The organism is Rhodococcus sp. (in: high G+C Gram-positive bacteria) (assembly GCF_049286785.1).
Taxonomy (GTDB): Bacteria; Actinomycetota; Actinomycetes; order Mycobacteriales; family Mycobacteriaceae; genus Rhodococcus_F.
Genome location: NZ_JBAQEO010000882.1, coordinates 1 through 11,417 on the forward strand (window position 1 = coordinate 1; position 11,417 = coordinate 11,417).

The 11,417-nt window shown below is 64.4% G+C and carries 10 protein-coding genes and 1 pseudogene; 10 read left to right on the forward strand and 1 reads right to left on the reverse strand.

Annotated features, from left to right (window positions below; genetic code table 11):
- Positions 1–226 precede the first annotated feature (226 nt).
- The 6 genes and pseudogenes from WAW17_RS31405 (at position 227) to WAW17_RS31430 (ending at position 6,799) form a co-directional block, all read left to right on the forward strand.
- A complete protein-coding gene (locus WAW17_RS31405) occupies positions 227–682 on the forward strand; it encodes an SRPBCC family protein (protein WP_422336738.1) in 456 nt (151 codons plus the stop codon).
- Between the two features lie 576 nt (positions 683–1,258).
- Entirely contained in the window at positions 1,259–2,182 is a 924-nt protein-coding gene (locus WAW17_RS31410; RefSeq protein ID WP_422336739.1) for a DUF7065 domain-containing protein, read from the forward strand.
- Between the two features lie 163 nt (positions 2,183–2,345).
- Positions 2,346–3,533, forward strand: a complete 1,188-nt coding sequence (locus WAW17_RS31415) for an amidohydrolase family protein (RefSeq protein WP_422336740.1) — start codon at positions 2,346–2,348, stop codon at positions 3,531–3,533.
- A gap of 47 nt (positions 3,534–3,580) precedes the next feature.
- Positions 3,581–3,808: a hypothetical protein gene (locus tag WAW17_RS31420; protein WP_422336741.1), complete on the forward strand. Its 228-nt coding sequence runs from the start codon at positions 3,581–3,583 to the stop codon at positions 3,806–3,808.
- A 48-nt stretch (positions 3,809–3,856) separates the two neighbouring features.
- A pseudogene (locus tag WAW17_RS31425) lies at positions 3,857–5,514 on the forward strand (thiolase C-terminal domain-containing protein).
- 55 nt (positions 5,515–5,569) lie between these two features.
- Positions 5,570–6,799, forward strand: coding sequence for a CaiB/BaiF CoA transferase family protein (locus tag WAW17_RS31430; RefSeq protein WP_422336742.1), 1,230 nt, complete (start codon positions 5,570–5,572; stop codon positions 6,797–6,799).
- Positions 6,800–6,871: 72 nt separating this feature from the next.
- On the opposite strand, the gene WAW17_RS31435 is transcribed toward WAW17_RS31430, so the two are convergent.
- On the reverse strand, positions 6,872–7,000 hold the full coding sequence (locus WAW17_RS31435) for a hypothetical protein (RefSeq protein WP_422336743.1): 129 nt from the start codon (positions 6,998–7,000) through the stop codon (positions 6,872–6,874).
- Between the two features lie 864 nt (positions 7,001–7,864).
- Between WAW17_RS31435 and WAW17_RS31440 the strand changes: the two genes are divergently transcribed.
- The 4 genes from WAW17_RS31440 (at position 7,865) to WAW17_RS31455 (ending at position 11,388) form a co-directional block, all read left to right on the forward strand.
- A complete protein-coding gene (locus tag WAW17_RS31440) occupies positions 7,865–9,346 on the forward strand; it encodes an acetyl-CoA acetyltransferase (protein ID WP_422336744.1) in 1,482 nt (493 codons plus the stop codon).
- An 82-nt stretch (positions 9,347–9,428) separates the two neighbouring features.
- Positions 9,429–9,746, forward strand: a complete 318-nt coding sequence (locus tag WAW17_RS31445; protein WP_422336745.1) for a hypothetical protein — start codon at positions 9,429–9,431, stop codon at positions 9,744–9,746.
- Positions 9,743–10,198, forward strand: a complete 456-nt coding sequence (locus tag WAW17_RS31450) for a Zn-ribbon domain-containing OB-fold protein (RefSeq protein WP_422336746.1) — start codon at positions 9,743–9,745, stop codon at positions 10,196–10,198. The genes WAW17_RS31445 and WAW17_RS31450 overlap by 4 nt, the downstream gene beginning before the upstream one ends.
- Positions 10,195–11,388: a thiolase C-terminal domain-containing protein gene (locus WAW17_RS31455; RefSeq protein WP_422336747.1), complete on the forward strand. Its 1,194-nt coding sequence runs from the start codon at positions 10,195–10,197 to the stop codon at positions 11,386–11,388. Before WAW17_RS31450 ends, WAW17_RS31455 begins: the two co-directional genes overlap by 4 nt.
- Positions 11,389–11,417: the final 29 nt, after the last annotated feature.

Consider the following 11,417-nt stretch of genomic DNA (forward strand, 5'->3'; position numbering starts at 1 on the left):
ACACCGACCCCTTCTCGGCAACGGGCCGCGACACCTGGGTCCACCCGCATTCCCTCCGTTGAAGTGAGAGTGAACGCCGGCGACGACGGTGCCCCCGTCATCGTCGGCTCCTCACGGTTCAGCACCACTTGCAGCTAAAGTCGGGTGTTTGCGAGTCGTGGACCGCATCCAGTGCGGACTTCGTCAACCAGCTCGCCGAGCAGGCCCGGAAAAGGGAGGTCATGGCATGGCATCAGTAGACGTCGAGACCGAGATCACCATTGCGCGGCCGCGGCACGAGGTCGCGGATTATTCGTCGAACCCCGACAACGCGACAGCGTGGTACGCGAATATCAAAGAGGTGCAGTGGAAGTCCCCTGGACCGGCGAAAGTTGGCTCCCGAATCGTCTTCATTGCACAGTTTCTCGGTCGGCGTCTGACCTATACGTATGAGGTCGTAGAACTGGTGCCGGACGAGCGCTTCGTTATGCGCACGGCCGAAGGACCCTTCCCGATGGAGACCACCTACGAGTGGAGCCACGCATCGAACGGGAACACCCGGATGACGCTTCGCAACCGCGGTGAACCGTCAGGATTCTCGCGACTTGCAGCACCAGTGATGGCCCGCGCCATGCGCCGAGCCAACAACAAGGACCTCGCTCGCCTGAGGGCCATCCTCGAAGCCACACCCGCGAGCCGGTGACCACAACGACGTCGTGCATCCGATAGGACGCAATACCCCGAAATCCCGCCCTGTATAACCGAAGTCGCAGCGCCCTGCGGGGTAGCGCGGTTCCGGAATCATATCGAAAAGCGGTGATTCCTGTCGGTGGCATCTGAAAACTGAACACGGTATGGCAGGCGGGTTCGAGTATTGGTCGCAACACTCCTGACCATGCGGAAGGGCGGCCGCCTCGGCCTGCTTGTGTTAGTACCCGCCCTCGCCCTCTCGGCAGCCTGCAGCAGCGATTCCCATGACTCCGCAAGCGGATCCGTCGAGGCGCCAGCAGGCGCCTTCCCCGACAACCGAGCCAAGAGCACTCCGGTCAAGATCGGGCTGATCAACCCCGAGGGTGTCCCCGCCATCTCGCAGCCGTCCAACAGAGAGGCCGCGCAGGCGGCGGTCGAATGCCGCGGAGGTCAGGTCGGGTACTCATTCGGCAGCGATCGGTCGCGGATCGTTATGGTTTCATCACCTAGAGTAATAAGTAAGCTAGTTACTAGGTGATGTCGACTCTTCCATCCAGCCTTGCTCCGGTGCTCCTCGAAAGGACACGTCATGGCCTCACTCGGCCTCCATTTCACGGCCGCTGATGACTACCTCCACGCCGTCTCCGACAATTTCTACGAGTCGGAGACTTACTGGTTCTCGTTTTTCGTGCCCGAACGCAACATCGGCGCATGGATCTACACCAGCGTCCGGCAGAACGCCGGCGTCACGGCCGGTGGCTTGTGGATGTGGGACGACACCGCCACGAATCCGTGGGATATCCCGTTTTACGAACACTTTTCGGCGCTCAAACTTCCCAAAACCGTCGACAAGACGGTGCGCAGCCCTACCGGTTCCTCGGTCTCGGTCGTGGAACCGGGCATGGTATATGACCTGCACTACGAGGACCGCGATCGGATCACTGTCGATCTGACCTTCCGCGGACTCGAGGAACCGGTTCCGCTGCGGCAGGGCGCCCCGCCCTACCCGGCTGCGTCGCATTACGATCAGACCGGCCACGTGACCGGAACCGTGGTGCTCGACGGTGAACGAATCGATGTCGACTGCTTCGCCATGCGCGACCGTTCGTGGGGGCCGAGAACGGAGCGCGGCTACCGCCGAGTCGGCTACACCTGGCTCGCCAGTCCTGGCTGCAGCCTCTTGACCTACTCGTCACCGACCCCGACCACTGACGACATCCATTCCGGCTATCTGCGCACGGGAGCCGACCTGCGGCCTGTCGCAAGCGGGCATCGAAAGGTCACCCGCGATCCGTCACACGCATGGGTCGACGCTCTCGACATCACGGTCGTGGACGAACACGGTACCGAGTTCACCGCCACAGGGACCGCTCGGAGTCGTTTCATCCTGTCCAACGCCACCAGCGTCTGTGTCAACACGTTGCTCGAATTCGACGTCGACGGCGAGACCGTGTTCGGAGAGGACCAGGATGTATGGCCCATCAAGGACTTTCGGCAGGCTCGGCGCGGGTAGTGGAGCGTAGGCATCGAAGCGGGAGATGCACCGGCGGCCGGGGCGGAGGCCGCGAATTTGGATAGTGACATACGCAACACCGGGCGCTATATTCAACATAGATAAATAAGTGCAACTGTTGGACCCGCCCGAACTGTCGCATCCTTCGAGGAGGATTCTTCCCATGCCGCTCCAAGATCACATGCAACTCATCTCGACAGACGACCACCTCATCGAGCACCCGAAACTCTGGTCGGATCGCCTGCCGTCGAAATTTCGCGAGGCGGGGCCGCGCATCGTCGAGAAGGAACTGCCGCGAGCGCTGCACGTCGGCGACGGAAACAGGGCACTCGATAGCGGCACCCGCCTGGCGCAGGTGTGGGAGTACGAAGGTCGGATCTACCCGTACATCGGACTCAACGCGGTCGCCGGGAAGAAGCCGGAAGAATTCGGAGTCGAGCCGACCCGCTACGCCGACATGATCCCCGGCTGCTACGACCCCAAGGCGCGCGTTGCGGACATGGACATCGACGGCGTGCAGGCCACACTGTCGTTCCCGTCTTTCCCCCGGTTCGCAGGCTCCGTGTTCCTCGAGGGCGAAGACCGGGAACTGGCCCTGCTCAGTGTGAAGGCATGGAACGACTACGCTCTCGACGAATGGTGCGCCGCCGCACCGGATCGACTGATCCCGATGGTGATTCTCCCGTTGTGGTCGGTGGAGGAGTCCGTCAAGGAGATCTACCGAACTGCGGCCAAGGGTTCGAAGGCGATCTCCTTCGTGGAGAACCCCGTGCCGCTCGGACTGCCGTCCTTTCATACTGATCACTGGGACCCGGTATTCACGGCTGCGGAGGAGACCAACCAGCCGCTGTGCATCCACTTCGGCACGTCCGGTAAGGCTCCGATCACGGCCCCCGAAGCTCCGATGGCCGTGATGATCGCGCTCTTCGGGTGCAACTCGATGTATGCCACCGCAGACCTCGTGTTCTCGCCGGTGTTCCACAAGCATCCCCGGTTGAAGTTCGCCCTCTCCGAAGGCGGGATCGGTTGGGTTCCCTACCTGCTCGAACGCATGGACCAGACCTGGGAAAAGCACCGCTTCTACCAGAACATCAACCAGTCCGTCCGCCCGTCGGAACTCTTCGCGAAGCACCTCTTCGGTTGCTTCATCGACGACCAGTTCGGTGTCGACAACCGCCACAAGGTCGGTATCGACAACATCACGTGGGAAGGCGACTACCCGCACTCGGACTCGAATTGGCCGAACAGCCGAAAAGTGGTCCACGACATGATGATCAACGTCCCGGACGAGGACGTGCACAAGATGGTCGAACTGAACGCCCGCGCCCTGTTCAATTTTCCCCGCGTGTAACTACCGGCGCGACCGACACCGCGAAGAGATCCCCGAGGAAGAGTGACATGGAAGAGCAGATTGCCGAGGACGACTGGGTCGACCAGGACCTCCTCACCAAGGACCTCGCGGGGTCCTTGCTCGACGCCGAAATCGCCGCCGAACGCGCTCGTCTCGCACAACTCGATCGTGGCGAATCACCAGTGGACGCCGTTGCGAGCCGTGCCGACATGGAGCGTCGTCTAGCTGCGATGATCGCCGCGCGCGACCGACTTCGTGCGCAGCAATCGCGCTGATCGACGCACAGATCGTCGATAGGAACCTACTTTTCGAGGAGAACCATCGTGGAACCCGAGGGCACCGGACGCCCGCTACCTCAGCCGACCCTGGCCAGCGCCGCGTTCTGGTCGTCGGGCGAAGATGGGGTATTGCGAATCGCGCGGTGCGACGCATGCGGCCGTCGCATGCATCCGCAGTCGGTGATGTGCCCGCAGTGCCGGGGCCGTCAGATCACGATGGCACCGGTGTCCGGCCGGGCGGTCGTGGTGGGCTGCACGGTCAACACCCAGCAATGGTTGCCCGGCTTCGCGCCGCCCTACGTCGTGGCGATCGTTGCGCTCGACGAGGACGACTCTGTCCGGCTCACCACCAACGTCGTCGGTTGCGCGCCTGACAAGGTGTATGTGGGTATGCGCGTGCGCGTGCTCTTCGAGAAGTCGGCCGACGAGGTCTATCTCCCGCTGTTCGAACCGGACCTTTCGGCCGCGGGTGAAGTTGCTGCCCTGCCCGAGCCGGAGGACTACCGCAGCCGCCTACGACCGATGGCATCGCCGACGAAGTTCGAGGACAAGGTCGCGATCACCGGGGTGGGCCAGTCGGCGGTGGGTCGGCGGTTGATGGTCGATCCGCTCTCACTGACGGTCGATGCCTGCCTGCAGGCGATCGAGGACGCCGGATTGTCGCTCGACGACATCGACGGGCTGTCCACCTACCCCGGGGCGTCGGTGGGCGGGATGACCGAGGGTGGGATCATGCCCGTCGAACAAATCCTTCAGATCCGGCCGACGTGGGTGAACGGCGGTGGAGATCTACCCGGTCAGAACGGGTCGATCATCGCCGCCATGCTCGCAGTCGCCTCCGGACTGTGTCGGCACGTGCTCTGCTTCCGAACCGTATGGGAGTCCAGCTACGCGGCACTGCAACGCGACGGACGTTGGCACCCTACCGAGGGTCGGGTCACCGGCATGATGGAAGGACGGGCACCCTTCGGGCGATGTCCGCCGCGAACTGGATAGCCTGCCAGGCATCGCACTATTTCCATCGGTACGGAGGTGACCGGGAAACCCTGGGCTGGATCGCGCTCAACGCTCGCACCAACGCAGGCTTGAACCCGGAAGCCGTCTACCGCGACCCGATCACGATGGACGACTATCTTTCCGCACGAATGGTGTCGACTCCCTTCGGCATCTACGACTGCGATGTGCCGGTCGACGGCGCGGTCGCAATCATCGTGTCCGCCGTCGAGACCGCTGCGGACAGGCCGAACCCGCCGGTGCTCGTCGAGGCCGTCGGTACACAGATCATGGAATCGCTGTCCTGGGATCAAGGAACCCTGACGCACTTGCCGCAGTCCTTGGGGCCTTCGGCGCATCTGTGGTCCCGTACCGACCTGCGGCCCGACGACGTAGATCTCGCCTTGCTCTACGACGGCTTCACCTTCAACGCGTTGTCTTGGCTCGAAGGCCTCGGATTCTGTGAATTCGGTGGAGCCCGAGAGTTCATCGACGAGGGCCGAGGCATCGCGCGAGACGGCAAGTTGCCGCTGAACCCGCACGGCGGGCAGTTGTCGGCTGGTCGGACACACGGCTACGGCTTCTTCCGGGAGGCCGTCCTGCAGTTGCGTGGGCAAGCGCACGGCCGACAGGTCAGCGACGCGGGTGTCGCCGTGGTGACTGCCGGAGGCGGCGTCCCCGCCGGTGCGATCCTGCTCCGCAACCCGTAACCGAGAACCTCGCAGCTTCAGTCACCCATCCGAACCACCGAGCAAGGAAAACAGCATGCATCGTCCGATGGAAGGCGTCCGGATCCTCGAGGTCGCCCAGTTCACCTTCGTCCCCGCCGCCGGCGCAGTCCTTGCCGACTGGGGTGCCGACATCATCAAGGTCGAGCACGCCGAGACCGGCGATGCTCAACGTGGACTCGTGCGCGTACTCGGACTCGAGGCCGGCAAGGCCGGATCCTCATTCGCGCCGATCATGGACGGACCCAACCGCAGCAAACGGAGTATCGGTATCGCGCTCGACAAGCCGGAGGCGCGCCCGGTCTTCGAGGAACTCGTCAAACGAAGTGACGTGTTCCTGACCAACTACCTGCCCGGTGTCCGCCGCAAGCTCGGATTGACGGTCGAGGACATTCGAAAGATCAACCCCGACATCATCTACGTCGCCGGCAGCGGTTTCGGGAGCGAGGGCCCCGACACCGACACCGGCGCCTACGACGCGACTGCATTCTGGGCTCGGGGCGGCAGTGCAGACGGCACGACGCCCGCTGACGCCGACGCCGTCAGCTTCATGCCTGCCGGTGCCTACGGTGACAACATCGGCGGCATGACGATCGCCGGAGGCATCGCCGCGGCTCTCTTCGGACGAGAGCGAACAGGACAGACCTCCGAGGTCGACGTGTCACTCCTTGCCGTCGGCGCGTGGGCCACCCAGTTCAGTGTGAACCTCGCACTGATGACCGGTGGACCTCTGCCCAAAACGAAACGCACCACCGCCGCACCCGGGAACCCGCTGACCGGGCACTACCGCACCTCTGACGGCCGGTGGATTCAGTTCTCGATGCTCCAGCCCACGAAGTACTGGGACGAGTTCTTCCGCGTTCTCGGCCGCGACGACCTGGTCGGCGATCCCCGTTTCGACACCATGGCCAAGATCACCGACGCCAAGGACGTGGTCACCGCCGAGATCGCCCGCACGATCGCAGGCCGCACGTTGGACGACTGGACGAACACATTCAAGGATATGACCGGCCAATGGGCGCCGGTTCAGGATGCCTGGGACATCGGAAACGACGAGGCTCTCCTCGCCAACGGCCGAATCGTCGACGTCGTCGACGCCGACGGACGCGCGCAGAAGTTGGTGGCCAACCCGGTCAAGTTCGACAAGGCACCCGTCGAAATGACCCGCGCGCCACTGTTCGCCGAACACACCGACGATATTCTGCGCGAACTCGGACTCGACGACGACCAGCTCATCGAGCTGAAGATCGCCGGCGCCGTCACGTAGTCCGGGGCGCCGCGTGACATCCGAGAACAGGTAAACGGAGACCTCGTCGACTGCAATCACGCTGAGTGCATTTCAGATCCGCGCATCCGCGGTGACAGTTCGATCCTGAGGGTCGGTTGCGGGTAGTCCCGCTGCGGCAAACGCGTCGATGACGGGGTACGCGGTCAGGGTGGCGGGATACGGAGGTGACCGTGGCGTCATCGACACAGATGTGGCATGCCTCCGCAGTTCGCAGCGCGAGCTTGTACCTCGGTGATGACACGTTCCGGCATGCGCCGCTGCCATCTGCCTGGCCACACCGCCTCAATGTCCGCGGCCGTGGCTACGGTGCATCTGGGCTCGACCTCGTTCGGTGGACTCGGGGCGCTGTGTATGGCGCGCAGTGATGTGTTGCGACCGCCGAATGTGACATCTCTCCGGGAACGCTGCGCAGTGCAGGTCTGACCCAGTTCCGGGTGACGTCGCCGCGATAACGCCTCTCGGCAAGTGGTCGATCGCGGCGACGGTTCTGATGTTGGTACCGGGGTATATGCGCGACACCGTCGAACCCTTCCAACCGGTTACCCGCGGTCGATATTCCAGAACGCATGCACCCAGGGAAGGATCAGACGTCGATCTGGCCCAAGCGGTCCTCGCATCTGATCTGACAGCAGCAGCGGACTATCCGCCGGGAATGCCCCACTTCGGTTTACTCGTTGACATGCCCCAACTTTCGCTATCCCAGGGCGACGTGACGATCAAGTCGGAACGGATGGTTTCTCGAAGCGAAGTTCGTACTCGATCGGTTGGACGTAGTCGACTGCGAATGCCGACTCTGACGGCCCGAAGAAGATCTTGATGTAGTCGAAGATTACGTTCGCCAGATCCAGCCGCGTCCGCCAAAGCCCCGTGACAGCGCTCGCTCCTTGAGCTTTTTATCTAAAGTCATTAGTCTGACGCCTGTCGAATTTTCGTACCCGGGGAGAACTGCATGCGCGACACGAAACCGATCCGGCCCGACGCGGTGGCGGACATCGGGCGGCCGACGCCGGCGCACCCGAAGTGCATCCTGGGAGCGATGCAGTGGTGAGCCTCGATCCGAAAACTCCGATCCTGATCGGTGGAGGCCAGATCAGCGAACGTGACGGCGGCGTGGAGCCTGTCGATCTGCTGGTGCGCGCCGCCCGCGAGGCTGCCGCCCAGGCCGGGTCGTCGAGGCTGCTCGAGCTTGTCGATTCGGTCCGCGTGGTCGGTCTGCTGTCGTGGCGCTACCGCGACCCCGGTGTGCTCGTAGGGGAACGGATCGGCGCGACCGTGCGGCATACCGGCTACTCCGGGAACGGTGGCAGCACGCCGCAAGTGCTCGTCAACGGCGCCGCCGAGGACATCGCCGCCGGCCGCGCCGACGTCGTACTCATCGGCGGCGCCGAATCATGGCGGACCCGCACCAAGTTGCGCGCACAGAAGATACGGCCCGAGTGGACCGTGCAGGACGAGTCGGTGCCCGAGGCCGAGATCATGGTGACCGACGTGCCGATGGCCGCCGAGAGCGAACGACGGATCGGTCTGGACCGGCCCTCGTACGTGTATCCGCTGTTCGAGCAGGCACTACGGATCTCGGCAGGGCGTTCGCAGGGCGAGCATCGGGAGTTCATCGGCGGGCTGTGGTCACGGTTCAGCAAGATCGCGGCGACGAATTCGAACGCATGGGTGCAGCGCGAATACACCGCAGCCGAAATCGCGACACCGTCGCCCGACAACCGGATGATCTCCACCCCTTATCCAAAGCTGCTCAACTCGAACAACATGGTCGATCAGGCCGCGGCGTTGCTGATGTGTTCGGTCGAGACCGCGACCCGGCTGGGCATTCCACGGGAGAACTGGGTTTTTCCGCAGTCCGGCACCGAATCGCACGATACGTACGCGATCGCGGAACGTGGGGCGCTCGACGGCTCGCCGGCGATCCGGATCGCGGGGGCGAGAGCTCTCGAGCTCGCGGGCATCGGACTCGACGACGTCGCGTACGTCGATGTGTATTCGTGTTTCCCCTCGGCAGTGCAGGTCGCGGCCAACGAACTCGGGTTCGCACTGGATGATCCGCGCCGCCCGCTCACCGTGACCGGGGGGCTTACGTTCGGCGGTGGCCCGTGGAACAACTACGTGAGCCATTCGATCGCGACCATGGTGACCCGGCTGCGGGAGTGTTCGGGGGCATACGGGTTGGTGACCGCCAACAGCGGCTATCTCACCAAGCACGCCATGGGCGTGTACAGCACCGAGCCGCCCGCCGGTGGATTCCGGCGTCTGGACGTGCAGGCCGAGGTGGCTGCCGAGCCGACGACCCGGGCTCTGGTCTCGTACGAGGGTAGTGCGACGGCCGAATCGTGGACGGTGGTCTACGGACGCGGTGGCGACCCGGAGCGCGGGTTCCTCGCGGCACGCACGGCAACGGGGGAGAGGACACTCGCGGTCACCACCGGCGACGAGGATCTGGCGCGTCTCGCGAAGGACGACGTCGCAGGACAACGGGTTGCCATCGCGTCGGACGGCCTGTTCCGCTTCGCGTGATGTTGACGCAATTTATCTAAGACCATAAGGTTAATTTATCTGTCGGACGCGCCGGTTCGTGTCCGTGAATCGAGGAGATCCCATGTCGGTCGAAGACTTTCGAGCCTTGTACGAACAACACGTGGGCTACGTAGTCAGCGGAAACCTGAAGGCCGCGCTCGGCGACATGGTCCCCGAGAACCTTCCGCAGGTCTTCGACGGAGTCGAGACCCCCCGCGGACCCGCGAAGGGCTTCGAGATCAAGGACGTCCGCGCCGAGGGCGACCTCATGGTGGGCGAAGCCGTCTATGACATAGGTGACCGGTCGATCGGGCTCCGCTCCATCTGGGAACTCCACGACGGACGTTGGCTCGCCGCGAAGCTCGAGAACTTCCCCGCCGGAACGGACGCGACCGCATGACCTCGACCGAACCCGCGCTCGAACCGTGGGGACCCGCGCCCGACGGACTCGACCGATCCCACTGGGACGGCCTAGTCGAAGGTGAGCTGCGCCTGCAGCGCTGCACCGGATGCCGCACCTGGATCTGGGGTCCGCAGACCATCTGCGGCAACTGCCACAGCTTCGACCTCGGTTGGGAGACTGTCGAACCGGTCGGCACCGTCTACAGCTGGCATCGCAGCTGGTACCCGTACATGGACGAATACGCAAGCCGGCTGCCCTACGTGACCGTGCTCGTCGAACTCCCGCACGCCGGTGGACGCCGCGTTCTGGGCATCCTCGTCGACGACCTCGACGGTGATCCGCGTATCGGCGACGAGGTGAGGGGAACCATCGAACACGACGAGGGCGCGACGTGGCCCTTGCTGCGCTGGCGGCGCACACGTGCCGGCTCGGAAGGAGAACGAGGATGAGCGGGGCAGGAATGCGCGGTGCTGCGGCGGTCGTCGGGGTCGCCGAACAGCACTACCGGCGCGGCGAAGCCCCGCACGGCGAGAAGCGGATGCTGCTCGAAGTCATCCTCACGGCATGCGCCGACGCCGGCGTCGACCCCCGCGAGATCGACGGATTCGTCTCCTACGCCGGAGGAGCCAACGACGGCGCGATCCTCGGCGGGGCCCTGATGATCGACGAATTGCGCTGGTCCAACATGATGTGGGGTGGCGGAGGCGGCAGCGTCGCGGGCGCGATCACCAACGGCGCCGCCGCGATCGCCACCGGCCAGGCCGACTGCGTCGTCGTCTACCGCGCCATGTCGCAGGCCGACACCGGTCGGCTCGGATACGCGAAATACCACTACGGCAGCCACTTTCTCGCCCACGGTGTCGGCTCACCGGCACAGATCTGCGCGATGCGCACGCAGCGGATGCTCGAGCACGGTGGCGTGCCCCGGACGGCCATGCGCTCACTGGTTCTCGCCGCCTACCAGCACGCACAGAACAACCCGACCGCGCAGGGTTACGGCCGTCCGCTCGACGAGAACGCCTACGAGAACTCCCGGCTGATCGCCGAACCGTTCCACCTGTTCGACTGCTCCCGCGAAAGCGACGGCGCGGTCGCGTTGATCCTCGTTTCGGCCGAACGCGCCAAGACGCTGCGCCCCGACCCGGTATACGTGGTGGCAGGCGCACAGGGAGCACCGGGCGGGTTCTCGGAACTGATCGACAACGACCTCGGCGAGCAGTACTCGACCGCCGGATTCGGTCCCGCCAACAACGGCAAACCCGGTGTGGCCGCGCGACTGTGGTCCGCGGCGGGCCTCGGACCGGACGACGTGGACGTCGTGCAGGTCTACGAAAACTTCAGTGGCCCTGCCGTTGCGGCACTGATCGATCACGGGCTGTGCCCGCCCGGTGAAGCGGCGGGCACGTTCATGACGGTGGACAACCTCACAGCGCCCAGCGGCAAGTTGCCGGTCAACACCAGTGGCGGCAACCTCGCCGACTCGTTCGTCAACGGCCTGAACCTGGCGGTCGAAGCAGTCCGTCAGATCCGGGGGACCTCGACCAATCCGGTGACCGGTGCCAAGACGTCCCTGTTCATCGGCGGCCCGATGGCGCCGCTGGTGAGCTCGGTGCTGTTCGGCCACGAAGACACCCTCTGACCGCCACCTCCGAAAGGCGCGATATGAAC

Bases quoted from the DNA above. Each gene is read 5' to 3' on its own strand.
- WAW17_RS31445 (WP_422336745.1), top strand. From the start codon at position 9,429: ATGTCGGTCGAAGACTTTCGAGCCTTGTACGAACAACACGTGGGCTAC.
- WAW17_RS31410 (WP_422336739.1), top strand. From the start codon at position 1,259: ATGGCCTCACTCGGCCTCCATTTCACGGCCGCTGATGACTACCTCCAC.
- WAW17_RS31430 (WP_422336742.1), top strand. From the start codon at position 5,570: ATGCATCGTCCGATGGAAGGCGTCCGGATCCTCGAGGTCGCCCAGTTC.
- WAW17_RS31415 (WP_422336740.1), top strand. From the start codon at position 2,346: ATGCCGCTCCAAGATCACATGCAACTCATCTCGACAGACGACCACCTC.
- WAW17_RS31435 (WP_422336743.1), bottom strand. From the start codon at position 7,000: ATGACGCCACGGTCACCTCCGTATCCCGCCACCCTGACCGCGTACCCC.
- WAW17_RS31420 (WP_422336741.1), top strand. From the start codon at position 3,581: ATGGAAGAGCAGATTGCCGAGGACGACTGGGTCGACCAGGACCTCCTC.
- WAW17_RS31450 (WP_422336746.1), top strand. From the start codon at position 9,743: ATGACCTCGACCGAACCCGCGCTCGAACCGTGGGGACCCGCGCCCGAC.
- WAW17_RS31405 (WP_422336738.1), top strand. From the start codon at position 227: ATGGCATCAGTAGACGTCGAGACCGAGATCACCATTGCGCGGCCGCGG.
- WAW17_RS31455 (WP_422336747.1), top strand. From the start codon at position 10,195: ATGAGCGGGGCAGGAATGCGCGGTGCTGCGGCGGTCGTCGGGGTCGCC.